This is a genomic window from Brevibacillus invocatus, from assembly GCF_003710915.1.
In the GTDB taxonomy this organism is placed as follows: domain Bacteria; phylum Bacillota; class Bacilli; order Brevibacillales; family Brevibacillaceae; genus Brevibacillus; species Brevibacillus invocatus.
Map to the genome: position 1 here is coordinate 79907 of NZ_RHHR01000014.1, position 26757 is coordinate 106663.

Here is a 26757-nt window from a genome sequence, read left to right on the forward strand (position 1 = left end):
TTAAAAGTGTTTAAGAAAAATAAAAAACCTTATAATGTAACTAGCACAAAAAAGGAGGGGGCAACCTTTGGAGCAGTTCGTAAACGGGCTCAATGATCTGATTTGGAGTCAGGCACTCATTTATCTCTGCCTGGGGACAGGTTTGTTTTATTCGATCGCAACAAGGTTTCTCCAGATTCGTCATTTGAAGGACATGATCGTGCTCATGTTCGACGGGAAGAGCTCTGATGCAGGTGTATCCTCCTTTCAAGCATTATCGATGGCTTTGTCTGGAAGGGTCGGAACTGGTAATATCGCCGGGGTTGCAACGGCGATTGCCTTTGGGGGACCAGGTTCGATCTTTTGGATGTGGGTGATGGCATTTCTAGGATCCGCATCGGGATTTGTCGAGGCAACCTTGGGACAGGTCTACAAGATAAAGAAGGATGGACAGTTTCGCGGTGGACCAGCCTATTATATTGAAAAAGGTCTGAAGGCAAAATGGTATGCCGTTTTGTTCGCCGTCGTAACAGTGATCGCGACTGGACTGCTCTTGCCTGGGGTTCAGGCAAACAGCATCGCTTCCGGGATGAAAACGGCCTTTGGCATCAATCCGTGGATCACGGGAGTTTTTCTCGCACTGATCCTTGGCGCTATCATCTTCGGTGGCGTAAAGCGCATTGCCAATGTTGCACAAGTCGTGGTCCCTTTTATGGCGTTGGGCTATATCCTGGTAGCCTTGCTGATCGTCTTTCTCCATGTTGATGAGCTTCCTGCCATGTTTGCGTTGATTTTCAAGAGCGCGTTTGGGGCAGATGCTGCATTCGGTGGAATACTTGGCTCTGCTATCATGTGGGGCGTGAAGCGAGGCATCTATTCGAACGAAGCGGGACAAGGGACGGCTCCTCATGCTGCAGCAGCGGCGGAGGTCACTCACCCTGCCAAACAAGGCATTGTACAGGCGTTCTCCGTCTATATAGATACCCTGTTTGTCTGTTCCGCAACGGCCTTCATGATTTTGATCACAGGCATGTACAACGTCGAGCCGGAGGGCATGAAGCCAATCGTCCATCCATTGGGGGCTGTAGAGCCTGGGCCGATCTACACCCAGCAGGCAGTCGAATCCGTATTGCCCGGATTTGGCGCACCGTTCGTCGCCATCGCCCTCTTGTTCTTCGCCTTTACGACGATCATGGCCTATTACTACATGGCTGAGACCAATCTGACCTACTTGAATGGCCGAGTCAGACGCGTCTGGTCCGAATACGCACTGAAGCTCCTGATGATGGCAATGGTCGTTTACGGCAGTGTGAAGTCAGCCAAGCTGGCGTGGACGCTCGGTGACATCGGCGTAGGAAGCATGGCGTGGCTCAACATTATCGCAATTTTGTTGCTCACAAAACCAGCTTTGCGTGCTCTGAAGGATTACGAAAGACAGAAGCGCGAGGGAAAGGATCCCGTATTCGACCCAAAGCAAGCAGGTGTTGCGGATGCGGATTTCTGGGAAAAGGAGTATCTGAATCCGCATGTAAAATAAGGATGCATAATTAAGAGTGTCCCTTCGGCAGGTATCCTGAACGAGGGGATTTTTTATGAGAAAAAGTTTCCAAGGGAAAAATGTTCCTCGATACAGAGGAATACACGCAAGCCACAATCACCAAAAACCGACTTTCTAAATATAATGATTTAAAAATTACAGATATGTTTCATACCTTGATTTATAATTATTATTATTATAAGATGGGTATTGAGAATGGATTGAGAATAAACCAACTCACTTTTGACGTTTATGGAGGGAAAAACTGATGACAGCAATACCACATTTGCAGATAAAAAACCTTCGCGCCAAGATTGAGGACAAAGAAATCCTCAAAGGCATGAACCTTGAAATCAAGGGCGGCGAAGTACATGCGATCATGGGTCCGAACGGTACGGGTAAGTCTACACTTGCATCTACTTTGATGGGACATCCAAAGTTTGAAGTAACAGAAGGCGAAGTTTTGATCAACGGTGAAGACCTGTTGGATATGGCTGTTGATGAACGCGCTCGTGCTGGACTTTTTTTGGCCATGCAGTATCCATCTGAGGTCAGCGGGGTGACGAACTCCGATTTCTTGCGTTCTGCAATCAATGCGCGTCGTGGTGAAGGCAATGAAATATCGCTGATGAAGTTTATCCGTGAAATGGACAAAAAGATGAGCACACTGGAAATGGATGAATCCTTCTCCCACCGTTACCTGAACGAAGGTTTCTCCGGTGGGGAGAAAAAACGGAATGAAATCCTGCAAATGATGATGATCGAGCCGAGCATCTGTATTCTCGACGAGATCGACTCCGGTCTCGACATCGACGCACTCAAGGTCGTTGCGAATGGCGTGAACGAAATGCGCACAGCAGACCGTGGCTTTTTGATCATCACTCACTATCAGCGCTTGCTGAACTACATCAAGCCTGACTTCGTACACGTGATGATGCAGGGACGTATCGTGAAATCCGGTGGACCTGAGCTGGCTGAGCGCCTCGAGGCAGAAGGTTACGACTGGATCAAAGAAGAGCTCGGCATCGAGGATGAAACCGTAAACGCTAACGTGTAGGAAGAAGGAGGCAGCAGTGAAATGAGTGTGGATCTACAACTCCGCTTTGACTCTGAAGCGATCACCGAGTTCTCCAAGGCCAATCAGGAACCTGCCTGGTTCCTAGAAAAGCGCCTCGCCGGGTTGAAGGCGGCGGGAGAGTTGCAACTACCCGTTTTGGAGAAAACGAAAATTGATAAATGGAACATTCAACAATTTGTGCCCTTCCAAGCAAGTTCTCCAGTAGCGTCCGTTCAGGAGCTGGATGAAGTGGTCAAGGCGCAAATCGACCTGGATAACGTCAGCAACCTGCTGGTGCAAAAGAACGCTTCTGTCCAATTTTTCGCCGTAACGGATGAGCTGAAGCAGCAAGGCGTGATTTTCGCTCCGCTGGCGACGGCCCTGAAAGAGCATGGCGACCTGGTGCAAAAGTATTTCCAGCAAGTCATCGCTTTGGATGAGCACAAGCTGACTGCTTTGCACACGGCAGTAGTAAGCGGCGGTGTCTTCCTCTATGTTCCAAAGAACGTGGAAGTGAAGGTGCCGTTGCAGGCTGTGTACCAGGTAGCAGGAGACGATGCTCTCGTCAGCCCGCATGTTTTGATCGTGGCTGAAGCGAACAGCAAAGTTTCTTACGTAGATACCTTCGTTTCTGGAGAAGGTAACAACATGGTAGTCAACAGCATCGTAGAAGCTTTTGTAGGCCCGGGGGCCAACGTGCAAGTCGCATCTGTACGCACCCTGTCCGTAGATGTACACGACTACAACTTCCGTCGTGCAACTGTCGACCGCGATGGTACGATGGAGTGGGTTTTAGGCGAAATGAACGACGGTAATACCGTTTCCAATAACACGACGCTCCTGAAAGGTCAGGCTTCTACAGCAGAAACCAAAACCATTTCAGTGGGAACTGGCTCCCAACGTCAAAATCTGACCTCCCAGGTTCAGCATTTCGGAACACATTCCGAGTCCAACATGGTGAGCAAAGCTGTGATGACTGGTGAAGCCGTCTCCATTTTGAACGGGATTACCAAGATCGAAAAAGGTGCCGAAAAAGCAAACGGTGAGCAGGCGGAAAACGTTCTGATGCTTAGCGATAAAGCGCGTGGAGACGCCAACCCGATCCTGTTGATCGACGAGGATGACGTCAAAGCGGGCCATGCTGCATCCGTAGGTCGCTTCAGTGAAGAGTCCATCTACTATCTGATGTCTCGCGGGATTTCCCGTCAGGCTGCAGAACGGCTGATCATTCTCGGATTCCTGGATCCGGTTGTAGCTGAGATTCCGATCGAAGAAGTACAGAACAGACTTCGTCAGGCTTTGGAAAGGAAGTTAGGCTGATGAACGCGAAAGAGCTTCGGAAATACTTCCCCATCCTTCATCAGGAGGTAAACGGACATCCGCTGGTCTATCTGGACAACGGTGCTACCTCGCAGAAGCCGATCCAAGTGATTGAAGCGATGGACAAATATTACAAGGAGTACAACTCCAACGTACACCGTGGGGTACACACCTTGGGCAGCCTGGCAACGGACGGCTATGAAGGCGCACGCGAGAAGGTACGCGCCTTCATTAATGCCCGTGAAGCAGCAGAGGTTGTGTTTACACGCGGGACGACTTCTGCAGTAAACACAGTGGCTTACGGCTATGCACGCACCTTCCTCAAACCGGGTGATGAGATTGTGACGACAGTGGTAGAGCACCACAGCAATTTCATTCCGTGGCAGCAAGCAGCCAAGGCGACCGGAGCTACTTTCAAGTTCATTCCGTTGGCAGAGGACGGCACGGTTACGCTGGACGCCGTCAAAGAAACCATTACGGACAACACGAAAATCGTGGCAATTCACCATATTTCCAACGTGTTGGGCGATACTACTCCCATCAAGGAAATTGCCCAGATCGCTCATCAGCACGGAGCCTTGCTGTTCGTCGATGGCGCGCAGGGTGCTCCGCACAAGAAAGTGGATGTTCAGGATCTGGATTGCGATTTCTACGCATTTTCTAGTCATAAAATGGGCGGCCCGACCGGATTGGGCGTCCTGTACGGCAAACGTGAAGTGCTTGAGCGCATCGAACCGATGGAATTCGGTGGTGAGATGATTGATTTCGTGGAGCTGTACGATTCTACATGGAAAGAGCTCCCTTGGAAATTCGAAGGCGGTACACCGATCATCGCAGGTGCGATCGGTCTGGGAGCTGCCATTGACTTCCTCGAGGAAATCGGCATGGACAACATCGAGCGTCATGAGAAGAAGCTGGTGTCGTACGCGATGGAGCAGATGCGTGAGCTTGAAGGTTTAACGATTTACGGCCCGCAGCAGGACCGCAGCAGTTTAATCACATTCAACCTGGCCGGGGTACATCCTCACGATTTGTCGACCGTGCTGGACAGCTACGGAATTGCTATTCGTGCCGGACATCATTGCGCTCAACCGCTGATGCGTTGGCTGAATGTCACCGCAACCGCACGGGCGAGCTTCTACGTATACAATACGGAAGAAGAAGTGGATGTATTGGTGGCGGGGTTGAAGAAGACGAAGGAGTATTTTGGCAATGTCTTCTCTTGATGATCTGTACCGCCGCGTCATTATGGACCACTACCAGAAACCGCGCAACCGCGGCAAGCTGGAGGAAACAGAAGGCCTTATCGTACATTTAAATAATCCTACTTGTGGCGACAGCATTTCTCTATCCTTGAAAGTAGAGGACGGCAAAGTCAGCGACGCCAAGTTTATGGGGGATGGCTGCTCGATCAGCATGTCATCCGCTTCGATGATGACCGATGCAGTCAAGGGCAAATCGGTAGAAGAAGCTCTCGAGCTGGCACACCGTTTTTCAGAGCTGATGCAAGGCAAGGAAATCGATGATTCCATTGACCTGGGTGATATTGAGGCACTGTCTGGCGTAGCCAAGTTCCCTGCTCGGATCAAGTGCGCGACATTGGCGTGGAAAGCACTAGAGCAAGGGATCAAACAGTCCGAACAGGAATAGTCATAGGCACAAGCATGTGAAAATAAAGGAGTGAATCAAGATGGCAAAAAAAGCCCCTGAGATACAGGATTATCAATACGGCTTTCACGACAAGGACGTATCGGTTTTCCGTACGAAGAAGGGTCTGACCCGCGAGATCGTCGAAGAAATTTCGAAGATCAAGGAAGAACCGGAATGGATGCTGGAATTCCGTCTGAAATCCCTGGATATTTTCAACAGCCTACCGATGCCAAAATGGGGTGGCGATCTGGACGATCTCGACTTCGACAGCATCACATACTACGTCAAGCCATCTGAGAAGCAAGGACGTAGCTGGGATGAGGTTCCGGAAGAGATCAAAGCTACCTTTGACAAGCTGGGTATTCCGGAAGCAGAGCAAAAGTTCCTCGCCGGTGTATCCGCACAGTACGAATCCGAGGTTGTTTACCACAACATGCAGGAAGACCTGGAGCAGCTGGGCGTACTTTTCTGTGATATGGATTCCGCTGTCAAGCTGCACCCAGAGATCGTGAAAGAGTACTTCTCGACCGTTATTCCGGCAGCAGACAACAAATTTGCTGCACTCAACTCGGCTGTATGGTCCGGTGGTTCCTTCATTTACGTTCCGAAAGGCGTTAAAGTAGAAACACCACTGCAAGCCTACTTCCGTATCAACTCGGAGAACATGGGACAATTCGAGCGCACGCTGATCATCGTAGACGAAGATGCATTCGTCCACTATGTCGAAGGCTGTACAGCGCCGATCTACAGCACGGATTCCCTGCACTCCGCTGTTGTTGAGATCATCGTCAAGGAACGTGCACGCTGCCGCTATACCACCATCCAAAACTGGTCCAACAACGTATACAACCTCGTGACCAAGCGTGCCGTTGCATACGCGGATGCCAACATGGAGTGGATCGACGGCAACATCGGTTCCAAGCTGACCATGAAATATCCAGCGGTAATCATGAAAGGACCACGTGCCAAAGGTACCGTTCTTTCGATTGCCGTAGCAGGTAAAGGACAGCATCAAGACGCAGGTGCGAAAATGATCCACCTGGCGCCTGATTGCACGTCCACGATCATTTCCAAGTCCATCTCCCGTGATGGCGGTAAAGTAACCTATCGCGGCCTGTCGCAGTTTGGACGCAAGTCGGAAGGCTCCAAGTCCAACATCAAGTGCGATACGCTGATTCTCGACAAGCTCTCCACGTCGGATACGATTCCGTACAACGAGATCATGAACGACCACATCACGCTGGAGCACGAAGCAACTGTATCCAAGGTTTCCGAGGATCAGCTCTTCTACCTGATGAGCCGCGGTTTGTCAGAAGCAGAGGCGACTGAGATGATCGTCATGGGCTTCATCGAGCCATTTACGAAAGAATTGCCGATGGAGTATGCGGTAGAGATGAACCGTCTGATCAAGTTTGAGATGGAGGGAAGTATCGGTTAACCCTTGCACCACAAGAGGTTTCCGGGCTTCAAAAGTGGGCTTGGCCCCTTTTTTCCACAAAAGGGATAGCGATTCGTCCTCAATTTTCTTGGTAACATGAAAATACGTGTCTGCAGTGACTTTCACGCTTGCGTGCCAAAGTCATTCGGACACGTATTTTATATTTTCGCCGCCATCAATCAGATGCACGATGGGAAAATCTGAGGACGTACACACCCATGACACCGGACATTACTCCTTCAATAGAAGCGGTAAGAGAGACCAATTTTCCCGTGATAAATCCGACCGCCATGCCATAAACTTGAATATTCATACCCAAGGAGATACTAGACATAGCACCTAACGCCATCGCGATGATCATGCCATCCATACAGGCGAGCTCGGACCGATTTTTATAGGTATACAGGATGCTTCCAACCGTCTGCAAAAGATCGTGCATCTACTACCTCGACAAAGACATCTGAGAGCCACTTGTACCACCTCCTGCAATAACTAATGAACCTGTCAAAGAAAGTTGCGCAACTTTGGATCGGCATTTTCTCTAATTATTCGAAAAATGGGTCTCATGATTACTCACATCCGGACAAATAGAAAAAAACCCGCCGCAGCAGGTCTTTTTACGTTCGTTGTAACACAGGAAACGGGACGATTATAGTTGCCTTTGGTGTACGCGGCTGTCCAGGCGAGAAAAACGAGTAGTCGAGGAAGCGAGTAGATTTCTGACCTTGTTACTGTAGACATTAGTTGAGACGCTTTAAACCTGATTGAAGTTGCGACTACTTGAGGGCAAGTCGTATACCTACTCGTGTACATAAGAAAAGACGCCGTCACGATAAGGATCTGGCGTCTGATCAAATATTAATCTCCGTTACTGAATGCCAAGCCAATCAATCCGTGCCATCCACTCGGTTACTCCAGCAACCCCAGCGCAAAATAAACCTTTTTGGTAACAATTCCGTTTGGAGGCAAATGATGGTCTCTTTGAAATTCTTTTAGGGCTGATGTAGTGCTGGAGCGGAACTTGCCATCACAGGATCCTTTGAAGTAACCCGCGTTTTTCAAGCGAGATTGAATCAACTGCACATCTCCGCCCACATCGCCTTCCGCTAAATTTCTTGGATCATGGCTCGGATGACCCAATACATGTCCATGAATGGATACTTTCGTTCCTAGGGGAACTACCCCGTATAACTCGGTGACGTCCTTGTTATACATACGGATACAGCCGTGGCTCAGATGCTGTCCGATAGAGTGAGGTTTGTTCGTTCCGTGAATGCCGTAAACACCCCAAGGGACATTTAATCCAAGCCAGCGTGGTCCAAAAGAAGGACCCCAATTTTCTCCTTTATAAATGATTTTATATTCTCCAACTGGTGTGGGCGTAGACGGATCGCCAACAGCTACACTAAAAGTCTTCAATACTTGTCCATGCTTTTTCACGATGAGCTTGTGCTGTCTCGGATAGACTTCAATGGAATAGATGCCTTGTTCGTCTACAATTGGAAGTGAAGGATTCGCATAAGCAAAATGCTGATAGCTGGCTTCCGCTATGCTGGGCACCAGAAGGATGCTTGCAGCGACTCGGAGTGCAAGAGAGCGTATAGATGGATACCTCATGGTTAGTAATCTACCCAATCTTTTTTATTTTTGCTGGCATTTCCAAACCGACATCCGTTCTTATTCTGCTTCTCGTGAGAACTTTTATTACAGATGACATGGAGTGAGTGCATGTAAAAGTAACCAAGGGGAGGAGTCTTATCATTGGTTTTCTCATTCATGTATACTACAACTATAAACAAGATTTCTTTCTGTTCGGGACGGAGAATACCATATGATAGTAGTAAAGCAATTGCTGAAGCATTGCGGCAGCGCCTTTGGCTCCACAAGCGAGCTGTATCAATACGAAGCAGCGGATGTCCTGATTGCCGTTTTTCCACCCACGAAAAAGCGAGGATGCTGGACGTATGTGACGTTGGAGCTGCACAAAAAGGGTGCATGTGAGTGTGTGATGTACTCGTACCATTTTGATCCGGGGATGATCGCTCATTTGGCGTCAGCAGCTTCACAAGTGAGCAAGCATTGGGAAGAGGATCAGATTCGTTTGCACACAGGCTCCATTTATCGACTGGAGCAACCGATTGCAAACCAATCCCAGCTACAATATTTGCTGGCCACACCCCTTGATTTTGAGGAGGAGGGCTTTGAGTACTTTACAAATGGCGATGAGGTCGTACGGTTGATGATGCTTCATGCGATTTCGGAAACGGAGGCCGCCTTTTTGCGGCAGTATGGCTTTGAGGCACTTGAAGCGTTGTTTGCGCATAACGAGGTAGATTCACTGGATGTGATGCGTCACCCTGCAATTTGAGGAGGGAGTGATCGAGATGAAGACAATCGGTATGAGAGTCACCGTCGTCGTGGAGCATCAGGGCTGTATCTTGCTGATCAAAGAGAAACGAAGCCGTGGCCAAGGCTACAGTCTGCCTGGAGGTCACATTGAGTTTTTGGAGTCCATCGCTGAAGCGACACGTCGAGAGGTGTGGGAAGAAACAGGGCTGCTGGTGGAGATGGAACGGATGCTCTGGGTAGATGATCGGATCGATCGGGCGGGTGCTGGAAAGCATACGATTGGCATTGCCGTTTTAGCCAAGCTGGTGGGAGAAGAGACGAACCCGATACCAGGCGGCTTGGAGGATGAGCAGATCGAATGGGCAGGCTGGGTATCCCTTGATGAATGGAAGTCGATTCCACTGCATCAAGGGACGGTTCGGCTGCAGGTCCTGAAGGCATTGACAGGACAAGGATACCTGCCGGATTACCTGGGAAACGTACTGGAAAAACAAGAGGAATAGGACAAACAAAAAAAGCGAACGTCTCCTTCAGGACTTGGCTACGCGAACGGTAGCGCTCCGCCCTTTGGCGACTGCAAGCACGACGATGATCGCAGCGACAATAGCTCCTATCGTAATGGATTCGGAGAGGAGTATCCAGGCGGCCAGGATCGAGAGAAAAGGCTGGAGGTACTGGATTTGCCCCACTTTGGCGACACCGCCGATCGCAAGCCCATGGTACCAAGCAAAAAAGGCGAGAAACTGACTGATGACGCTCACGTATCCAAAGCCAAGCCATGTAGACCAGGTCCCCTGCTTCAATTCCGCTAAAAGAGGTCCTGCGATCGGAACGACCAAAAAGGGGAAGGCGAAAACCAATGACCAGCTGATCACCTGCCATCCTCCCATCGTTCGTGAGAGCTCTCCGCCAATTGCATAGCCGACAGCAGCAGACAGGACGGCGCAAAGCAGGGCGAGATCGGCCCAATGCAAGGAGCCCAGGCCAGCGCTGAAGGCGTAGCCGAGAATCGTCAGGCAGGCGACACTACTGGACAGCCAATACTTTCGCGATGGGCGCTCGCCAGAAAAGAATGCGGCTGCGCCAGCTGTTGCCAACGGAAGCAAAGCGACTACGATTGCGCCGTGAGTAGCGGGAACCTGGGCCATTGCCAAGGAGGAGAACAAGGGAAAACCGATGACCACGCCTGCTGAAACGAGAAGCAGCTGTTTGCATTGTTGCCAGCTGGGAAACGGAACCCGTTTGATCATTAAGACAAGAGCCGCTAGCAGGGCGGCTACTAATGCTCTACCCAGCCCGACAGAAATCGGGGAGAGGACATCGATTACCATTTTCGTACTAGGCAATGTCAGACTGAAGCTGCATACTCCCAATAGTCCAAAAAGCAACCCGGCTCGCTCGTCAGTCAGGCTGCTTTTTTCTTTTGCCAAAGCTTCTGCACGCATTGAAACCCCATCCTTTATCATGTCTTTCCTCTCATCTTAGGGCTGCCTCCTTTTCAGGTATAGAGCCAATTGGCAGCAGGAAGAGTAGGCCAATTTGTCGAACGAAACGGGAAAGTGAATAAGGGAAAGCGCCGTGGGGGGATCGACTGTGGAGTGGAAGCCGGAAAAAGAAGGCCAAGAGCCTGTATACAAACAGATCGCGAAGTGGCTGGAGCAGCAGATCATTGAGGGTGCGCTGCCTCCAGGTGTCTCTTTACCTGCCGAAAGAGTGCTGGCCAAGCGCTTTGGTGTTAACAGAGGGACCGTATCTGCTGCCTATGAAGACTTGCGCGCAACTGGCTTGCTTCAATCCTGGCAAGGAAGCGGTACTTGGGTGAGCCGACATCTGTGGGGTGTGCAGCAGGTCCCAAACTGGCACAACTATACCAATGGAGGAGCTTTTTTACCCGCCAACCCGTTGGTTCAGCGGATTCGGGAGGCCGTTTTTGATCCGTCCGTCATCAATTTGGCAAAAGCGGAGTTGGCTCCCTCTCTGATCCCTTCCTTGCCAAACAGGCTATATGAATCATACCTGGAGCTAGGCTACGCTCATCCCAAGGGAAATCCGGACCTGCGGGAGGATCTCGCCGTTCATTTGCTCGAGCAATACGGGATTGCCGCTTCTCCAGAGGAAATTCTGATCACCTCGGGTGCCCAGCAGGGGCTTCATCTGATTTCCCAGTGTTTACTGAGTCCGGGAGCTGCCATCGCGATGGAAGGGCCCTCTTACTTTTATTCACTGCCGCTCTTTATTTCGGCTGGCTTGCGCTTGTATCGACTGCCTATGGATCGGGAAGGAATCGTACCGGAGGAGATTCGCTCGCTGCATCAAAAGCACCGGATACGCATGGTATTCGTCAATCCTACCTATCAAAATCCCACGGGGATCGTAATGAGCCAGACGAGAAGGCGGCAGGTTCTCGATATCTGCAAGGAGCTGCGCATCCCTTTGGTCGAGGACGATGCTTATTACGCACTGACCTTGCAGGATAACCGCAAGCCTCCCAAACCAATGAAGGCGATCGATACAAGCGGCATGGTTCTCTATGTGAACAGCATGTCGAAAACAATAGCACCCGGTCTGCGCATAGGCTGGCTGGTGGGACCGCGCTCTGTAATCGAAAGACTGGCTGATGCCAAGCAGCAAATGGACTTTGGTACGAGCAGCGTATCACAACAGATGGCCAGGGAGTTTCTCGAAAAGAGCAGGTATGAGACGCAGATGCAAAAATTAGCTGCCAGCCTGCTTCAGCAAAGAGAGACGATGCTTGAGGCCATGCAAAAGGAGATGAGCGGCCTGGCGGAATGGAATCTGCCGGAGGGAAGCTATCATTTCTGGTGCAGGCTGCATCGGCCATTGGATGAGAGGGAGCTATTAGATGTATCGATTCGGGCTGGCGTAGTCTTTACGCCGGGTGGGGTGTACGGAGCAGAGCCGGGCTGGCTAAGGCTGACCTATTCTTGGGAAACGAAAGACGCCATCCGGGAAGGGATTCGGCGTCTGGCTCAAGTGATTCTTTCCATGTAACCTATTTGCTTCGATAAGGAGAGTCATCCTTGTTCATACTAGAGTTACATATCCATGAAAGGAAGGGTGAGAGGATTGGGCTTTTCGTTGGTCATTGGATTTATCGAATCTCTTACTTCTTACTATTTGACTCTCGTCTTATTGATCACAGGGCTGATTCTCCGGTTCCGCTACTACGTGGCGTACAACAGCCGCCAGCTTAATCGGGATGCTGCGGTAGCCAAAGAAGACGGGGGCTACATTGGGATTGCTGATTCGTCCTGACATAGCCCTGGCTTCTGTCAGCTGTGCAGTGAATTCATAGTAGTTTCTACCCCCGTTTTTTTTCGCGGCCTTGTCGATCGCGACTGCCATGACGATAAGACGATCCTGTATCTCCACCCGATCCCAGCAGCCGGACAGCAAGAGAGGCAGGATCAGGAATGAGAAGATGAGCGCATGTGCTTTCACGTTGGCTTCCTCCTCGTCTTCCACTTGTATACGAGAATCAGGAGGAGGGGCACCAGACTGATCAGTGTCGCCCCAAGCCAGCTTGTCCATTTGTTCCATTCGACCACTTCCAAAATATTGCGTGGGAGTACCGCAATCAGAAAGACGACAGGAACAAACAGAAGGGAGATAACGCGATGCTCTTGCAGCTTGAGCAGCTGGGAAGTGATGAGACTGGCACAGTAGTGGAACATGACTATTGTGGTGACGGCAAATGGCACCCAGACCATCATCATGATGGAATCCAGTCTTTCGAGAAAAGCGCCAGGCACTTCGATGTTCTTGATAATGGACAATGTCGGGTATTCGTTCAGTACAACTTCGGATGATCCCATTACGGCGATGCTGAGTACCGTCAGCACCGTGTAGAGGACGACGGTGGTCCCAATCGCAAGGAGAGAGGCTTTTAGAGCCTGTGTAGGCTTTTCCATAAAGGGCTGAATAAACAGCAGGATTTCAAATCCCAGCAAGGAAAAGAACACGGTTGGAAAGGCATGAAGGACAGGCAGTATGCCATCGCCAAGCACGGGAAGCACCCGGCCAAAATCTGTTTCCCGAAAGATTTGTGTCAGGACGATGAGAAGCAGAAGCAAGGTAGCGGGCTGAATGACTTCATTAAACCTGGAGAAGGAATATTGGTATTGTCTTACATGAACAAGAAAACATTCATTGTAAATTTCTGTAAAATCAAAAACTGGCAAAACGCAACCTTTTCCGACCTCATTCGTATGAAAAATAGAGGCAAGTATGGAAAGGGGTGACAAATGATGGGCGCGTTGGAAACCGTGTTTCTTGTCTGCCTGGTCGCAGGCCTCGTCTATGCGCTGGTGACTCTACTCTTGGGTGATGCGATTTCGGATATGCTGGGTGAACTCCATCTTCCTATTTTTCAGCCGATCTTGCTCGTGAGTGGAATAACGGCATTTGGTGGTTCCGGCTTTTTGCTGACTCGTCTGACGGATTTGCCTATGGCTGCGGTATTGATCATCGCCATATTCATAGGCATTTCGCTGGCGATGGCGGCCTACTTTCTGTGGGTCAAACCGATGAACAAGGCCGAGACTTCTACGGGTTATTCCATGAATCAGCTGCCTGGAAAAATCGGTGAAGTGGGAACGACCATCCCCGCGCAAGGACTGGGTGAAGTGCTAGTCAGCATGGTCAGCGGAACGACTTACCATATGGCGGCAAGCGTAGACGGGGAACAGATCCCTGCAGGTATGCGTGTCGTAGTCGTGGAAGTGCGTGATCACGTGCTTTACGTTACCCCTTTCCCGGACAATTATGAAAAAGGAGATGAATAAAAAATGGATTTGTTATTCGGGTCACCTGTGCTCATGGTTGTTACTCTAATCGTCGTCGTATTTGTGGTATTGGGTCTTGCATTCTGGGCTCGCTACAAGACTGTAGGTGCAGACGAGGCCATGATCGTAACGGGAAGCTATCTGGGCAGCAAAAACGTGCTGTCTGATGATTCGGGCCGCAAAATGAAAATCGTTAGAGGTGGCGGTGCTTTTATTCTGCCCATTTTTCAACAGGCTAATTTTCTAAGTCTTCTGTCTCATAAGCTGGATGTTTCAACACCTGAGGTCTATACCGAGCAAGGTGTTCCGGTCATGGCTGACGGGGTCGCCATTATTAAAGTTGGCGGGTCGATCGAAGATATTGCCACCGCAGCTGAACAGTTTATGGGCAAAACGGATGAAGCGCTGAAAACAGAAGCTCAGGAGGTTCTCGAAGGGTATCTGAGAGCCATTCTGGGAAGTATGACCGTCGAGGAAATCTACAAGAACCGGGAGCGATTTGCCCAAGAGGTTCAAAGTGTAGCGACGAAAGACCTGAAAAAGATGGGGTTGTCCGTCGTCAGCTTTACGATCAAGGATGTGCGTGATAAAAATGGCTACCTCGCTGCACTGGGGATTCCACAAATCGCGGCAGTAAAGCGTGATGCGACGATTTCTCAAGCGGATGCCGACAAAGAAGCACGGATCAAGCAGGCACAGGCAGAGGAAGAAGCACGCAAGGCAGAGGTTTTGAAAGAGACGAACATCGCGGAAGCAGAGAAGGAAAAAGAACTGAAGGTTGCGGCTTTCAGACAGGAACAGGACAAAGCGCGAGCAAGTGCTGACCAAGCCTATAAATTGCAAGAAGCTGTAGCCAAGCAACAGGTTACAGAAGAGGAAATGAAGGTAGAGCTGGTCCGCAAGCAAAAAGAGATCGAGCTGGAGGAAAAGGAAATTCTCCGCCGCGAAAAGCAATACGACGCAGAAGTCAAGAAAAAAGCCGATGCGGATCGCTATTCGGTAGAGCAATCGGCTGAAGCGGAAAAAGCGAAGAAATTGCGCGAAGCAGACGCCGTCAGCTATCGCATCGAGGCTGAAGCCAAGGCGATGGCAGAACAGAAGCGACTCGAAGGTTTGGCGATTGCCGAAGCCGAGCGGGCAAAGGGTGCCGCGGAGGCAGAAGTAACCAAATTGAAGCTGGAAGCCGAAGCGGAAGGGAAGGAAAAGCTGGCAGAGGCTTTCGAAAAGTTCGGTCAGGCTGCAGTATTGGATATCGTCTCCAAAATGTTGCCGGAATTAGCAGAAAAGATCGCCGAGCCGATGAAGGCAATCGACAAGGTCACGATCGTCGATGCGGGCGGCGGACAAGGCGATGGTGTCAATCGCCTCAGCGGCAACGTAACCAAACTGATGGCGCAGCTGCCTGAAATGCTCAAAGACGTATCCGGGTTGGATATGAACAAGATGATCAGCGACTTTATGCAAAAGAAACCTTCGCACGCTGTACAGAAAACCGATGCGGCTCCCGAAGCGCAAACAACGGAATCAGCAGAGAAAACAGAATAGATCTGATGAAATCCCCTTCTGTATGAAGGGGATTTTTGTTCTACTATCGGAAAGTTTAAGTGCGCTAAAGCGCTAAAAAGATTAGCGGAAGATAGTATAAGTGCAACTAAGGCTCCGCCAAAAGCTTGGCGTAGCCAAGTTTTCTAATGTAAAAACGCTGGGATTGCTTAATCCATGCCTACCTGTTTGATTTGGTTGCGATACTTCATCAGCTCACTTACCGTGACAAACTGATACCCTCGTTTTTGCAGCTCAGGCATGATCTCCCGCAGGGCATCTACAGTTTGCTTGCGGTTCCCACCGTAGTCATGAAAGAGAACGATATCGCCGTTTCTTGCGTTGTTCAATACCTTGTTCGTGATCTTTTTCACGCCTGGATCGCTCCAGTCACGCGTATCCTGATGCCAGGACCACATGACGACCAAAAAACCAGCGTCTTTGGCGACATGGACGAGTGATTCGTTGTAGACTCCTCCCGGTGGCCGAAACAGATGTGGGCGCAACCCAGTATGCTTGTAAATTTCTTCTTGGGTAGCCAGGACTTCCTCGCGCAGATTGGCTGGGGAGATTCTGCGCACATCTGGATGAGTATACGTGTGATTTGCCAGCTCATGCTGTTGCTCCATCAATAGGCGTACAACTTGTGGATGGGCCTTCACGCGTGAACCGACGACAAAAAAAGTCGCCTTGGCATTGTACTCCTTGAGCAACTCTGCAATCTGAGTCGTATACCGAGGGTCCGGGCCATCATCAAAGGTAAGGGCGATTACTTTACTCTTGGTCGGTACCTCCCAGACGATTTCACCACGCGTCTCGTAGTACTCACGTTCCTTCTCCTTGGCAAGTACGGACCCCGTCTGATCAGGGAACAGGAGGGTGATTCCGACAATCAGACACCACGTGATCATTTTGTTCATGGTTTTCACTCCTTGCGCCATGTGCGACATCATGAAGGGGAACTATGCACTGTTACTATGTGCAAACTGGATTTGAATATGTGGAACAATAGGGACGGAACCGATCTGGAATGATTTGCATGTCGGTGCGTGATAATGATGAAACCGGGTTAAATGCGGTTATTTTTATGTCCGTTCCAAAAAGACACTTGTGCTTTTTGGGAGGATACCGTAATCTAATAACATGTTTGTCTGGAGAAAAGATGAGAAACCCAGGCAGAAGCTAGAGACAGATGGAGGAGTCGGAGATGAAGGTTGCCAAATTCGGAGGGACTTCGCTGGCCAATGCGGAGCAGATCAAAAAAGTATGCAACATCATCAGGGCAGACAAGGACAGACGTCTTGTTGTCGTTTCTGCCCCTGGTAAACGATACAAGGATGACAAGAAAGTAACGGATTTGTTAATCAGCTATGCCGAGGCATTCCTGAAAAATGGAGTGGCTCAGCAAGAAAAACAGGCGGTTTTCGAGCGCTATCAAGAGATTGTACAGGAACTGGGACTTTCGAGTGAGGTCGGTCAACAGATTGAAGCCGAGCTGGAGGAAGTACTTAGCAATCGGGCGGGACTGTCATCGGAGCGTTTTGTCGATGCGGTAAAAGCGGCGGGCGAGGATAATAGCGCCAAGGTTGTCGCTCACTACCTGCGCTCCTTGGGAGAGGATGCGCATTACGTCAATCCGCGTGAAGCAGGAATGCTCGTAACAGACGAGGCGGGAAATGCTCACGTGCTGCCTGCCGCTTACGAAAAGCTTAAACAGCTTCGGGACAGACAGGGAATCATCATCTTTCCCGGATTCTTCGGCTACTCGGAAGCGGGTGAGCTGGTCACGTTTTCCCGCGGTGGATCGGATATTACCGGCTCCATTCTCGCTGCTGCTGTAAAAGCATCTGTATACGAAAACTTTACCGATGTGGACTCCGTTTATGTGGTCAATCCAAATCTGGTAGAAAACCCTGTGGAAATCAAGGTGATCACATACCGTGAGATGCGCGAGCTTTCGTATTCCGGGTTTAGCGTTTTTCATGAAGAAGCGCTGATCCCTGCGTATCAGGCGGAAATTCCGGTATGCATCAAAAATACAAATAACCCGTCTGCTCCGGGCACGATGATTGTGTCGGAGAGGGAGCCTTCAGCCAACCGGGTATCCGGTGTTGCCAGCGACAGCGGATTTTGCAGCATTTACGTCAGCAAGTACCTGATGAACAAGGAAATCGGCTTCGGACGCAAGCTGCTGCAAATCCTGGAGGAAGAAGGGCTGTCCTACGAGCATACGCCATCTGGTATTGACAACATTTCGGTCATTTTGCGTGAACGGGATCTGACGCCTGCCAAGGAAGCTCGCATCGTAGAACGCATCAAGACTGAGCTTCAGGTAGACGACATCGCGGTACAGCATGATCTCGCACTGGTCATGATTGTGGGCGAAGGCATGCGTCAATCGGTTGGCACTTCTGCTCGCGCGACAGCAGCCTTGGCCGCAGCAGAAATCAACCTGGACATGATCAACCAGGGCTCCTCGGAAGTGAGCATGATGTTCGGCGTAAAGGCATCTGATGCTGATCGCGCCGTGATTGCGCTGTATCAAGCCTTTTTTGTCCAGGATGAAGTAGAGCTCGCCAAACAAGATCGTCACATGACATCGATGATGCGATAAGCGCGTTCGACAAATGATCCGTTCTGCCATTGATAGACCCGCCACGAAGGAGTGGCGGGTGTTTCCATTCCGACGATCCAGTAGCTCAGAGCGGGATAGTGCCATCCAGCGGCGTCGCGTCGGGAAGGGATAGGCGGGGCATGTGGATGTGTGTGAAGCACGCCGAGCCACTGCTGATTGGACTCGCGTATGCTTTGCAGAGCCTGGATAAAGCTGGGACCATCCCAGCCAAAAGTATGCATGTCCCGAGTGGATGTGGGCATTGCGATATGATGGGTGATCGTGGCCTCTTGGCCGCAAAGCAGGGCTGAATATTCGTACGGCAAGGCCTCTTGCGCTTCCTTCAAGAGGTTTTTGGCTACTTTCCGGTCAAGGGATAGTTTGGTATTCTTAAACGCAAAGGGTTCACCCAACAGTTCGATGTTCATGGTGGTCCTCCGTAAGTACGTGATCAATTTAAAGGTTGAACGGGGGGATGGTGCGGATGAGTACGATTCAGATAGGTGTTTGTGGCTGGGGAGATCATGACGATTTGTACACCCAGGGCGTGCGCAGTCGGGACAAGCTCTCCGTATATGCCAGCCACTTTCCAATCGTGGAGCTGGACAGTTCCTTTTACGCTATTTTACCACAACGAAATTATGAAACATGGGTCAAGGAAACGCCTGATCGTTTTGGCTTCATTGTGAAGCCGTACCAGGGGATGACCGGACATACGAGATCGGATGCAGGAATGGATCGCCAGGCGATGTTTCGCCAGTTTGAGGAAAGCATTCAGCCGCTCGTGAATGCGGGCAAACTAAAGACACTTCTTTTTCAATTCCCGCCCTGGTTTGATTGTACCAGAGAGAATGTTCAATACGTGCAGGCTTGTCGCCAGGAGATGGCTGACTATCCCTTTGCTGTGGAGTTCCGGCATCAGAGCTGGTTTGAAGAACGCTACCGTGAGCGGACGCTCGATTTCTTGAAGACGCTTGAGGCCACCCATGTCCTGTGCGACGAGCCCCAGGTCGGTCGCGGCTCTGTACCGATCGTGGTCGGGGTGACTCAACCTGCGCTGGCGCTGGTACGCTTTCACGGACGCAACAACTCCGGCTGGCGTGATCAAGGGGAAGGGCAAAACTGGCGGGATGTCCGCTATTTGTACCGATACAGTGAAGAAGAACTGCGGGATTGGGTGCCGCATATTCAAACGATCGCAAATGAGGCGGAAGAAGTGTGCATCTTGTTCAACAACAACTCGGGTGGGGATGCGGTAACCAACGCCAAGCAGTTTAGTAACATGCTGGGGCTTGAGCCGAGCGGGTTGAATCCCAGACAGATGGAACTGTTTTAGATAAAGAAAGAAGGGGAGCTATGTTTGTTGCTATTGCTGTACTATTTCTGTTCATTGGTGTCGCTGCAGGTGTCGTAGGGAGTATCGCCGGACTGGGTGGCGGGATTTTCTTCGTCCCTGCGTTACTGTTTTTTGCCAATTTGTACATGCCAGGCTCGATGACTCCACAGGTTGCAGCCGCTACATCCCTTGTGGTCATTGCGGTAACTGCCCTGTCATCGTCCATTTCTTACATCAAGCAGAAAAAAGTGGATATGCAGAGTGCCTTGCTTTTTTTTATCGGAAGCGCTCCCGGTGCTATCGTAGGTGTTTACCTTAATACATTACTAGAAACGACCCAATTTACACTTCTCTTCGGCTTGTTTCAGCTTAGTATGTTCGTTTTGCTGATGGTGAAGGACAAAATCCAGCCACGTCAGTTGAATTGGGATGTGAAGCGTCATTTCATCGACAATGAAGGCAAGGAATACGAATATGGATACAGCCGCTGGATGGCGATTCTTGTCGCCTTTTTTGTCGGCATCACGTCTTCCTTGTTCGGTGTGGGAGGCGGTGTGCTGATGGTGCCAGCCATGATCATCCTGTTCCGTTTTCCACCTCACATTGCTGCTGCCACTTCCATGCTGGTCATCTTGTTTTCGGCTGTCGTAGGCTCGGTCACGAATGTCTGGCATGATCATGTGAGCTGGATGTATGCGGCGATGCTGGCGCCAGGCGCATGGGCTGGCGGCAAGATGGGAGCTTTTGCGGCAAGCAGGATGAAAGGCAAGACGATCGTGCTGTTGCTTCGGGTTCTTATTCTGGGGATTGCGATACAAATGATTGGAGAGACCGTGCTCGGATAATCTCCGGGAAAGAGAGGGAGGGGAGATCGTGGCGGACACCTGTACCTTGCATATGCTGCATACCAATGATTTGCACAGTCATTTTGCGAGTATGCCCCGTATCGCCACCTGTCTTCGCACGCATCGGAAGGATTGGGAGCAGCGGGATGAGCGCGTGCTGACCCTCGACATCGGCGATCATCTGGACCGGATGAGCATGATCACAGAAGCGAGCTTTGGCAAAGTCAATGTGGAGATCATGAACCGGAGCGGCTATCAGTATGCGACCATCGGAAACAACGAAGGCATCACGTTGACAAAGTCCAAGCTGGATGACCTGTATGAAGCAGCCGCTTTTACGGTGATTGCAGGCAATTTGCTGGAGGGCGCGGACGACACTGTGCCCAAGTGGGCTGTTCCTTACGCGATTCATCAATGGTCCGATCTGCGGGTAGCCTTGCTCGCAATGACGATTCCCTATCCGCACTCCTACAAAAGCATGGGCTGGGAGATCAGGGAGGTATTGCCGTTGCTTGTCGAGCAAGTCGCTGCTTTGCGCTCGCAGGCTGATATTATTGTGTTGATGTCCCATCTTGGCTATCAGGAGGATTGTCGCCTGGCAGAACAGGTAGATGGGCTGGATGTGATATTGGGTGCACATACCCATCACCTCTTGGAGCACGGTGTACGGGTAGGAAATACCTTGATTGCACAGACAGGGCGCTTCGGACAATACGTCGGCCATGTACGGTTGGTCTGGGACAGGACGGCCGGACAGATCACCGAAGCTGAAGCAGAGGTATTGGCTTCCGAAAAGTATCAGCAGGCAGAGGATATCGTTGCCGTCATTCAAAGGGAAGAGAAGAAGGCGGAAGAGCTGCTTTCCCGACCGCTGACCGTGCTTGGAACAGATTTGTTGATGAATTGGGAACAAGAGACGCCGTTCGCTTCTTTCCTTGCTGCCAGTATCCGCGAGAAGACGGGAGCCGAGATCGGGCTGGCCAATGGCGGACTCCTGCTCTCTGATCTCCACCACGGCAGCGTAACGTCAGCAGATCTCTTGCGTTGTGTGCCCCACCCGTTGAATCTGTGTGCTGTCACCTTGACGGGCGAGCAGCTCGGTCAAATTCTGGAACAGGCGATCCAGCCCGAGATCGTCAGGAAGAGGCTGTACGGTTGTGGATTCCGTGGACAGATCGAGGGCTGGATGGGTGTGGACGGCTTGCAGATCCAGTACCTCCCAGCCGAGCGGCCGAGCATCGTGTCCATTGAAGTGAACGGTCAGCCACTGGTGAGTAATCAGGAATATCGGGTCGGCACAGTGGATATGTTCATGTACAATCGACTGTTTCCAACACTTTTACAGGGAAGCGATATCCGCTTTTTCCTGCCTGCCATGCTCCGCGAGATTCTGGCAGAGACACTCTGCAATGAGCAAATGCTGCTTGGCGCGTTTTCACCCAGATGGATTCCGGTCGAGGCTGGCTGAGGCTGTACGTACACCTTTCCGCTTTTCATGTCATAGGATATATCGCCATGAAGAGTGACGAAGGAGGATGTGCGATGGTCGAAGTACAGCCTATTCATTTTCCAGAAGGAACAGCAATTGCGGTGAGTGTCCAACTGCCCAAGACGACGCTATTGGCAGTCACGACAGACCGAGGGTATATCATGTGCGGCGCGCTAGATGTCGGTCTGCTGAATGAACGTCTGGCCAAAAGAGAGATTATTGCCGGGCGTGCAGTAGGGGTAAAGACCATTCAGGAGCTGTTGGATGCTCCGCTGGAATCCGTGACGATAACAGCTGAAAATATGGGGATTACAGCAGGAATGATCGGAAAAGACGCGATTGTCAAAATGCTGTAGAAGCAACCTGGCCAAAGCAAAAGCCTTTGTCGAACGATGACAAAGGCTTTTCGCCATAACATTGTGCAAAATATCGTGTAGAATCGAGTCGAATCACGCTATAATAGGTGTACCATGATGAAAGGCGAATGTTGGAAAATATGAGACTGATATCGATTCGAAAATGTCGTCCGGGTGATACCCTGGCGCGCTCTATTTATACGGAAACCGGCATGGTGCTTGTCGGTGCGGGTGTAGAACTGACTGACCGCATGCTGACCAGACTGAAAGCGAAAAATATAACAAGCCTATATATCCAGGATAAACGGACTGACGATATTTTTATTGAAGGTGTCATATCTGAAGAGACGCGCAGAGAAGCGATGTCGATCATTCATGAGACCTTTTCTGCGGTGAACGAATTTCCTCAAAAATGGCAGCAGATTTTTTCGGACAGGTCCTTTGGGCGACAATTGCGCCAGATCATGGCTGCGGTTGCTGACGAAATGAAGGGCTGCCGCTCCGCGATGAATCTGATGGCAGATGCATGTGCTTTCGATAATTACATCTTTACCCATTCCTTCAATGTAGCGCTTTATAGCTCTGCGCTGGCCATGAAGAGTGGCTTTTCGGAAAAGGAAATCATGGAAATCGGCATTGGTGGTATGCTGCACGATATCGGCAAGATGAATGTACCCGACGAAATCCTGAAGAAGCCTGGCAGATTGGCGCAGGAAGAGTTTGAGTTGATGAAAAAGCATACGGAGATCGGTTTCGAGCTGCTGCGCAGGCAAGACGAGATTCCCTTGCTGGCAGCGCACTGTGCGTATCAGCATCACGAACGCTGGGACGGTTCCGGCTACCCTCGCCAGCTGAAGGCCGAGGAAATACATCCGTACGCTCGCTTGATGGCAGTCGCGGATGTCTTTGACGCGCTGACGACACATCGCATCTACCGGGAGCCGATGCTGCCGCATGAAGCGATGGAGGTCTTGTATTCGGGAGCAGACAGACTGTTCGATCAGAAATACGTTTTGGCGCTTCGAGACACCATCGCCCTTTACCCGTTGGGACTTAGTGTCACGCTGAATTCAGGGGAGGCGGGGGTCGTCGTGGATGCCAATCAGGGGCTGCCGAGCCGTCCGATCATTCGCATCCTCGCTGACGAAAATGGCAATCAGCTGGACGAGCCTTATGAATACGACCTTTCCAAGCGACTTCATTTGATGATTGTGGCCTGTGACGAGCTGGTATAGCAGTCGTTACAGCCATTCTTTCTTTTTAAAAATGACAAACATGGTAATGCCAATCGTGGCCATGCTGCCGAGTACAATGTAGTAGCCGTAGGGAGAGCTTAATTCTGGCATGACATCAAAGTTCATACCGTAGATGCCCGTTACGATCGTCAGTGGCATGAAGATTGTCGTCAATGCGGTGAAGATGCGCATGATGTCATTCGCTCGCCCGGCGAGTGCTGCCTGGTATGCTTCTCGCAAGTTGCCGATCAGGTCGCGGAACGTATCAAAGCTTTCCACGACTTTGACGGCGTCGTCTACGATGTCACCGAAATACTTTCGCAGGTAAGGATCGATCAGTGGAAGTTCTTTTCTGTGCAATTCATCAATTAAATACCGCTGCGGCAACAGCATTTTACGCGCGTACAGGATTTCACTGCGCAGACCGATAATTTGTTCGAGATGGGATTTCCGCGTATTCATTAATATTTCTTCTTCCAGATTCTCAATAAGATCCTCGATATTCTCAATCACGTCAAAAAAGCGATCCACAATATCATCGATCAGATAGTACAGAAAGGCAGCAGGACGATTGATTTCCTTTTCCCGGATGAGGGAGAGCATTTGCTCCAGCTCAGGAGCTTCCTGCTTGGTCACCGTGATGATGGTCGTACTGCCGAGAAACAGGTTGATTTCGCGCAGGAAGATATCTTGATTGTGAAACGTAATGCCATTGACCACGAGAAAATAATGATCGTCGTAGACTTGCAGCTTAGGACGCTGTTCCTCTTCATCGATGCAATCCTCCACGGCTAGATGGTGCAAGCCGAAGAGAGGCTGCAACACGGATAGATCGAAAGGGGTAGCGTCTATCCAGTAAAATCCGTTGTCTGGCGCAAGCAATGTCTGCTCGATGTCATCAATCGGAGTGAGTATTCCGTTCTGGATCAGTTGTATGTTCATGGATTTTTCTCCTGCTGGTGGTTTGATTTGCTGCGACTATACGCGGCCAGATCTCGCGGAGGATCAAGTCGTATGCCGACCGAAGGGCTTCGTGGCTTGGCGGAGAAAACACCGTCTGTTGCCCATTTCCCGGCTTATCCATCCCATTTCCCCCTTTTTTCGCTCCCTACATTAAAGAAGGTATGAACCGTTGTTTGTCTCTTATCCCCGCGTGGATCGTAATCCTCATTAGTCTTCCACATTTTGCAAAAGTACTCATCCGCATTTTACCATATATGGCGGGAACGCTGAAGTTGGCAGGACAGGCCGGGCTATTGACAGAGTAGGAACAACGAGCTGGTTCTGGGATGCATTTATCCGTTTTGCCGACATTCAATTTGCCCAACCTTACGACCAGGTACTGGACGATTCGAATGGATTGTCAGACCCCAAGTGGTTTGTTGGCGGAAAGATCAATCTGGTTCATAATTTTCTCGATAAATGGGCGCAAAATCCCTCTACGGCAGAACGCATGGCTCTGATCTGGGAAGGGGAAGGGGGAGAGGAGAAACGCTACAGCTTCCTTGAGCTTTACAGGCAGGTGAATCGATTTGCCCATACGCTGGGAAGATTGGGCGTGGAGCGGGGAGACCGTGTAGCGATCTACATGCCGATGATTCCGGAAACCGTAATTGCGCTTTACGGGATCTACAAGGCGGGAGCTATTGCCGTGCCGCTATTTTCCGGGTTTGGTCCAGAAGCTGTCGCGGTTCGCTTGCGTGATGTGGAGGCCAAGGCAGTCGTCACGGCTGACGGCTTTTATCGTGGCGGGCATCAGGTTTTGCTCAAGCACGTGCTGGACAAGGCACTGGAGACAGTTCCTTGTGTTCAGGCGGTTTTGGTTGCAGCGCGATTGGGCGAAAAAGTGCTGCTAACACCTGGACGCGACTGGCATTGGAACGAATGGATGGAGCAGGTGCCGGACCAGTATGAGACCGTAGCTACAGACGCGGAAGAGGTCTGCATGGTCAGCTATTCCTCAGGTACGACGGGGAGTCCGAAGGGAATCGTCCACGTACATGGTGGGATCGCAGTCAAAACAGCGGAGGTCGGGATGTTCATCTATGACATCCGGGAGAACGATGTTTTTACGATGATCACGGATTTTGGCTGGATGATGGGGCAGCTACCGCTCTTTTCGGCCCACAGTGTAGCAGCTCCTTTCCTGATGTACGAAGGTAGTCCGATGCATCCGGATCCAGGGAGAATCTACCGGCAGATTGAGAAGCATCAGGTAAGCGTGTTCGGCGCTCCAGCTACTGCCTTGCGGTTGCTGAAAACCTACGCGGAGCCATTTCGGGAAAAAGCAAACCTGGACTCGCTGCGAATACTGGGGCACACCGGAGAACCAATCGATGAGGAGACCTGGAGCTGGTATTTGTCATGGACGGACGGAAAGGCTCCCATCATAAACGGTAGCGGGGGTACAGAGGTTTTCGCAGAAATCCTGTCCTCGATCAGCATTTTGCCGCAAAAGCCCACTTGCCTTGGAGCGACGCCAGCTGTAGGAGCGAGGGTCGTAGATGAGTCGGGAAAACCAGTGGAGCGAGGCAAGGCGGGCTACCTTGTCTTTACGGTTCCACAACCGGCACAGACGCGAGGCTTTTGGCGAAATCGCCAGTGGTACATGGACACCTATTTTCCACTCGGAAATGAGATGTGGTGGCAGGGGGATATCGTGCTGGTAGACGAGGAGGGCTATTGGTTCCATCATGGGAGAGCCGATGATGTGATCAAAGTATCGGGGAGAAGGACAGGGCCAGGAGAGCTGGAGGATGTCGTATGCCAGTACCCGGATGTATTGGAAGCCGCTGCGATTGGCGTTCCCCATCCGATGAAGGGCGAAGAGATTGTGCTGTTCGTCGTTCCGACACCGCCATCCCGTCTCGAACCGGATGCGTTAAAGCAGCATGTGTCTGCCAAGCTGGGTAAACCGTACGAGCCGGGTGAAATACACCTGGTAGCAGACCTGCCGAAGACCCGTACGCAAAAGATCATGCGCAGACTGATGAAACAGCATTATTTATCTCAGGAACTCGGGGATACCTCCAGTCTGATGAATCCTGGAGCATTGAACCAATTGCCGAGAAGACAAAAAATGAAACAAGGCTAAAAGGCATAAATTAAGAAGAAGGCTTCGTCAAATGATTTTTTTGACGAAGCTTTATTTCTTCAGCGAATCGTGTTTCTTACTATGTTTACAGAAATCAAAAGAAAGGTATAT

At 50.7% G+C, this 26757-nt stretch carries 26 protein-coding genes; 18 read left to right on the top strand and 8 right to left on the bottom strand.

The annotated features are described in order from the left end of the window. Positions 1-67: 67 nt before the first annotated feature. The 6 genes from EDM52_RS10060 to sufB all read left to right on the top strand — a co-directional run bounded on the left by EDM52_RS10060 (position 68) and on the right by sufB (position 6981). On the top strand, positions 68-1516 hold the full coding sequence (locus EDM52_RS10060; protein ID WP_122908875.1) for an alanine/glycine:cation symporter family protein: 1449 nt from the start codon (positions 68-70) through the stop codon (positions 1514-1516). Positions 1517-1784: 268 nt separating this feature from the next. Then, a complete protein-coding gene (gene sufC, locus EDM52_RS10070) occupies positions 1785-2573 on the top strand; it encodes a Fe-S cluster assembly ATPase SufC (RefSeq protein WP_122908877.1) in 789 nt (262 codons plus the stop codon). A 21-nt stretch (positions 2574-2594) separates the two neighbouring features. Next, positions 2595-3893, top strand: coding sequence for a Fe-S cluster assembly protein SufD (gene sufD / locus EDM52_RS10075; RefSeq protein WP_122908878.1), 1299 nt, complete (start codon positions 2595-2597; stop codon positions 3891-3893). Next, complete coding sequence (locus EDM52_RS10080) at positions 3893-5119, top strand: cysteine desulfurase (protein WP_122908879.1); 1227 nt, start codon at positions 3893-3895, stop codon at positions 5117-5119. The genes sufD and EDM52_RS10080 overlap by 1 nt, the downstream gene beginning before the upstream one ends. Next, entirely contained in the window at positions 5106-5543 is a 438-nt protein-coding gene (sufU, locus tag EDM52_RS10085) for a Fe-S cluster assembly sulfur transfer protein SufU (RefSeq protein WP_122908880.1), read from the top strand. The genes EDM52_RS10080 and sufU overlap by 14 nt, the downstream gene beginning before the upstream one ends. Before the next feature lie 40 nt (positions 5544-5583). Continuing rightward, entirely contained in the window at positions 5584-6981 is a 1398-nt protein-coding gene (gene sufB, locus EDM52_RS10090; RefSeq protein ID WP_122908881.1) for a Fe-S cluster assembly protein SufB, read from the top strand. A gap of 175 nt (positions 6982-7156) precedes the next feature. On the opposite strand, the gene EDM52_RS10100 is transcribed toward sufB, so the two are convergent. Both EDM52_RS10100 and EDM52_RS10105 read right to left on the bottom strand, forming a co-directional pair. Beyond that, the gene (locus EDM52_RS10100; protein ID WP_245996755.1) at positions 7157-7420 is read right to left on the bottom strand and encodes a hypothetical protein; all 264 of its coding nucleotides are present in this window, start codon (positions 7418-7420) and stop codon (positions 7157-7159) included. Between the two features lie 470 nt (positions 7421-7890). Next, complete coding sequence (locus tag EDM52_RS10105; protein WP_122908882.1) at positions 7891-8598, bottom strand: L,D-transpeptidase family protein; 708 nt, start codon at positions 8596-8598, stop codon at positions 7891-7893. Between the two features lie 214 nt (positions 8599-8812). Here EDM52_RS10105 and EDM52_RS10110 point away from each other — a divergent pair, with 214 nt between their 5' ends. Together EDM52_RS10110 and EDM52_RS10115 are read left to right on the top strand one after the other, a co-directional pair. Beyond that, positions 8813-9349 carry a suppressor of fused domain protein gene (locus EDM52_RS10110; RefSeq protein ID WP_122908883.1) on the top strand — a complete coding sequence of 179 codons (537 nt, stop codon included), beginning with the start codon at positions 8813-8815 and terminating at the stop codon, positions 9347-9349. A 16-nt stretch (positions 9350-9365) separates the two neighbouring features. Continuing rightward, positions 9366-9833: an NUDIX domain-containing protein gene (locus EDM52_RS10115; RefSeq protein ID WP_122908884.1), complete on the top strand. Its 468-nt coding sequence runs from the start codon at positions 9366-9368 to the stop codon at positions 9831-9833. Positions 9834-9860: 27 nt separating this feature from the next. Here EDM52_RS10115 and EDM52_RS10120 read toward each other — a convergent pair whose 3' ends face one another. Further along, a complete protein-coding gene (locus EDM52_RS10120; protein WP_245996759.1) occupies positions 9861-10775 on the bottom strand; it encodes a DMT family transporter in 915 nt (304 codons plus the stop codon). Positions 10776-10923: 148 nt separating this feature from the next. Between EDM52_RS10120 and EDM52_RS10125 the strand changes: the two genes are divergently transcribed. Further along, positions 10924-12342, top strand: coding sequence for an aminotransferase-like domain-containing protein (locus tag EDM52_RS10125; protein WP_122908886.1), 1419 nt, complete (start codon positions 10924-10926; stop codon positions 12340-12342). A gap of 138 nt (positions 12343-12480) precedes the next feature. Here EDM52_RS10125 and EDM52_RS10130 read toward each other — a convergent pair whose 3' ends face one another. Both EDM52_RS10130 and EDM52_RS10135 read right to left on the bottom strand, forming a co-directional pair. Continuing rightward, positions 12481-12792 (bottom strand): hypothetical protein, encoded by a 312-nt coding sequence (locus tag EDM52_RS10130; RefSeq protein WP_122908887.1) that lies wholly within the window; start codon positions 12790-12792, stop codon positions 12481-12483. Next, the gene (locus EDM52_RS10135; RefSeq protein WP_183184967.1) at positions 12789-13532 is read right to left on the bottom strand and encodes a GerAB/ArcD/ProY family transporter; all 744 of its coding nucleotides are present in this window, start codon (positions 13530-13532) and stop codon (positions 12789-12791) included. The genes EDM52_RS10130 and EDM52_RS10135 overlap by 4 nt, the downstream gene beginning before the upstream one ends. Before the next feature lie 66 nt (positions 13533-13598). Between EDM52_RS10135 and EDM52_RS10140 the strand changes: the two genes are divergently transcribed. Both EDM52_RS10140 and EDM52_RS10145 read left to right on the top strand, forming a co-directional pair. Beyond that, on the top strand, positions 13599-14135 hold the full coding sequence (locus EDM52_RS10140; protein ID WP_122908957.1) for an NfeD family membrane protein: 537 nt from the start codon (positions 13599-13601) through the stop codon (positions 14133-14135). Between the two features lie 3 nt (positions 14136-14138). After that, positions 14139-15680 carry a flotillin family protein gene (locus tag EDM52_RS10145; RefSeq protein ID WP_276330105.1) on the top strand — a complete coding sequence of 514 codons (1542 nt, stop codon included), beginning with the start codon at positions 14139-14141 and terminating at the stop codon, positions 15678-15680. Between the two features lie 167 nt (positions 15681-15847). Here EDM52_RS10145 and EDM52_RS10150 read toward each other — a convergent pair whose 3' ends face one another. After that, positions 15848-16597, bottom strand: a complete 750-nt coding sequence (locus EDM52_RS10150) for a polysaccharide deacetylase family protein (protein ID WP_122908889.1) — start codon at positions 16595-16597, stop codon at positions 15848-15850. Positions 16598-16884: 287 nt separating this feature from the next. Here EDM52_RS10150 and EDM52_RS10155 point away from each other — a divergent pair, with 287 nt between their 5' ends. Further along, on the top strand, positions 16885-18291 hold the full coding sequence (locus tag EDM52_RS10155; RefSeq protein WP_122908890.1) for an aspartate kinase: 1407 nt from the start codon (positions 16885-16887) through the stop codon (positions 18289-18291). On the opposite strand, the gene EDM52_RS10160 is transcribed toward EDM52_RS10155, so the two are convergent. Next, positions 18267-18719 carry a M67 family metallopeptidase gene (locus tag EDM52_RS10160; RefSeq protein WP_122908891.1) on the bottom strand — a complete coding sequence of 151 codons (453 nt, stop codon included), beginning with the start codon at positions 18717-18719 and terminating at the stop codon, positions 18267-18269. The two genes, EDM52_RS10155 and EDM52_RS10160, sit on opposite strands and share 25 nt — an antisense overlap. A 56-nt stretch (positions 18720-18775) precedes the next feature. Here EDM52_RS10160 and EDM52_RS10165 point away from each other — a divergent pair, with 56 nt between their 5' ends. The 5 genes from EDM52_RS10165 to EDM52_RS10185 all read left to right on the top strand — a co-directional run bounded on the left by EDM52_RS10165 (position 18776) and on the right by EDM52_RS10185 (position 23552). Then, on the top strand, positions 18776-19627 hold the full coding sequence (locus tag EDM52_RS10165) for a DUF72 domain-containing protein (RefSeq protein WP_122908892.1): 852 nt from the start codon (positions 18776-18778) through the stop codon (positions 19625-19627). Positions 19628-19647: 20 nt separating this feature from the next. After that, positions 19648-20472: a sulfite exporter TauE/SafE family protein gene (locus EDM52_RS10170; protein WP_122908893.1), complete on the top strand. Its 825-nt coding sequence runs from the start codon at positions 19648-19650 to the stop codon at positions 20470-20472. A 28-nt stretch (positions 20473-20500) separates the two neighbouring features. After that, positions 20501-21940: a bifunctional metallophosphatase/5'-nucleotidase gene (locus EDM52_RS10175; RefSeq protein ID WP_122908894.1), complete on the top strand. Its 1440-nt coding sequence runs from the start codon at positions 20501-20503 to the stop codon at positions 21938-21940. Positions 21941-22014: 74 nt separating this feature from the next. Continuing rightward, complete coding sequence (locus EDM52_RS10180; protein WP_122908895.1) at positions 22015-22317, top strand: YunC family protein; 303 nt, start codon at positions 22015-22017, stop codon at positions 22315-22317. Between the two features lie 140 nt (positions 22318-22457). After that, on the top strand, positions 22458-23552 hold the full coding sequence (locus EDM52_RS10185; protein ID WP_122908958.1) for an HD-GYP domain-containing protein: 1095 nt from the start codon (positions 22458-22460) through the stop codon (positions 23550-23552). Positions 23553-23558: 6 nt separating this feature from the next. On the opposite strand, the gene corA is transcribed toward EDM52_RS10185, so the two are convergent. Further along, positions 23559-24494 carry a magnesium/cobalt transporter CorA gene (corA, locus tag EDM52_RS10190; protein WP_122908896.1) on the bottom strand — a complete coding sequence of 312 codons (936 nt, stop codon included), beginning with the start codon at positions 24492-24494 and terminating at the stop codon, positions 23559-23561. Between the two features lie 313 nt (positions 24495-24807). Between corA and EDM52_RS10195 the strand changes: the two genes are divergently transcribed. Next, entirely contained in the window at positions 24808-26646 is a 1839-nt protein-coding gene (locus tag EDM52_RS10195; protein WP_276330109.1) for an AMP-binding protein, read from the top strand. Positions 26647-26757: the final 111 nt, after the last annotated feature.

What these genes read in the sequence shown, in the direction of transcription:
- sufC (WP_122908877.1), top strand. Translation starts at nt 1,785, where the DNA reads ATGACAGCAATACCACATTTGCAGATAAAAAACCTTCGCGCCAAGATT.
- sufD (WP_122908878.1), top strand. Translation starts at nt 2,595, where the DNA reads ATGAGTGTGGATCTACAACTCCGCTTTGACTCTGAAGCGATCACCGAG.
- EDM52_RS10080 (WP_122908879.1), top strand. Translation starts at nt 3,893, where the DNA reads ATGAACGCGAAAGAGCTTCGGAAATACTTCCCCATCCTTCATCAGGAG.
- sufU (WP_122908880.1), top strand. Translation starts at nt 5,106, where the DNA reads ATGTCTTCTCTTGATGATCTGTACCGCCGCGTCATTATGGACCACTAC.
- sufB (WP_122908881.1), top strand. Translation starts at nt 5,584, where the DNA reads ATGGCAAAAAAAGCCCCTGAGATACAGGATTATCAATACGGCTTTCAC.
- EDM52_RS10100 (WP_245996755.1), bottom strand. Translation starts at nt 7,420, where the DNA reads ATGCACGATCTTTTGCAGACGGTTGGAAGCATCCTGTATACCTATAAA.
- EDM52_RS10105 (WP_122908882.1), bottom strand. Translation starts at nt 8,598, where the DNA reads ATGAGGTATCCATCTATACGCTCTCTTGCACTCCGAGTCGCTGCAAGC.
- EDM52_RS10110 (WP_122908883.1), top strand. Translation starts at nt 8,813, where the DNA reads ATGATAGTAGTAAAGCAATTGCTGAAGCATTGCGGCAGCGCCTTTGGC.
- EDM52_RS10115 (WP_122908884.1), top strand. Translation starts at nt 9,366, where the DNA reads ATGAAGACAATCGGTATGAGAGTCACCGTCGTCGTGGAGCATCAGGGC.
- EDM52_RS10120 (WP_245996759.1), bottom strand. Translation starts at nt 10,775, where the DNA reads ATGCGTGCAGAAGCTTTGGCAAAAGAAAAAAGCAGCCTGACTGACGAG.
- EDM52_RS10140 (WP_122908957.1), top strand. Translation starts at nt 13,599, where the DNA reads ATGGGCGCGTTGGAAACCGTGTTTCTTGTCTGCCTGGTCGCAGGCCTC.
- EDM52_RS10145 (WP_276330105.1), top strand. Translation starts at nt 14,139, where the DNA reads ATGGATTTGTTATTCGGGTCACCTGTGCTCATGGTTGTTACTCTAATC.
- EDM52_RS10150 (WP_122908889.1), bottom strand. Translation starts at nt 16,597, where the DNA reads ATGAACAAAATGATCACGTGGTGTCTGATTGTCGGAATCACCCTCCTG.
- EDM52_RS10155 (WP_122908890.1), top strand. Translation starts at nt 16,885, where the DNA reads ATGAAGGTTGCCAAATTCGGAGGGACTTCGCTGGCCAATGCGGAGCAG.
- EDM52_RS10160 (WP_122908891.1), bottom strand. Translation starts at nt 18,719, where the DNA reads ATGAACATCGAACTGTTGGGTGAACCCTTTGCGTTTAAGAATACCAAA.
- EDM52_RS10165 (WP_122908892.1), top strand. Translation starts at nt 18,776, where the DNA reads ATGAGTACGATTCAGATAGGTGTTTGTGGCTGGGGAGATCATGACGAT.
- EDM52_RS10170 (WP_122908893.1), top strand. Translation starts at nt 19,648, where the DNA reads ATGTTTGTTGCTATTGCTGTACTATTTCTGTTCATTGGTGTCGCTGCA.
- EDM52_RS10180 (WP_122908895.1), top strand. Translation starts at nt 22,015, where the DNA reads ATGGTCGAAGTACAGCCTATTCATTTTCCAGAAGGAACAGCAATTGCG.
- EDM52_RS10185 (WP_122908958.1), top strand. Translation starts at nt 22,458, where the DNA reads ATGAGACTGATATCGATTCGAAAATGTCGTCCGGGTGATACCCTGGCG.
- corA (WP_122908896.1), bottom strand. Translation starts at nt 24,494, where the DNA reads ATGAACATACAACTGATCCAGAACGGAATACTCACTCCGATTGATGAC.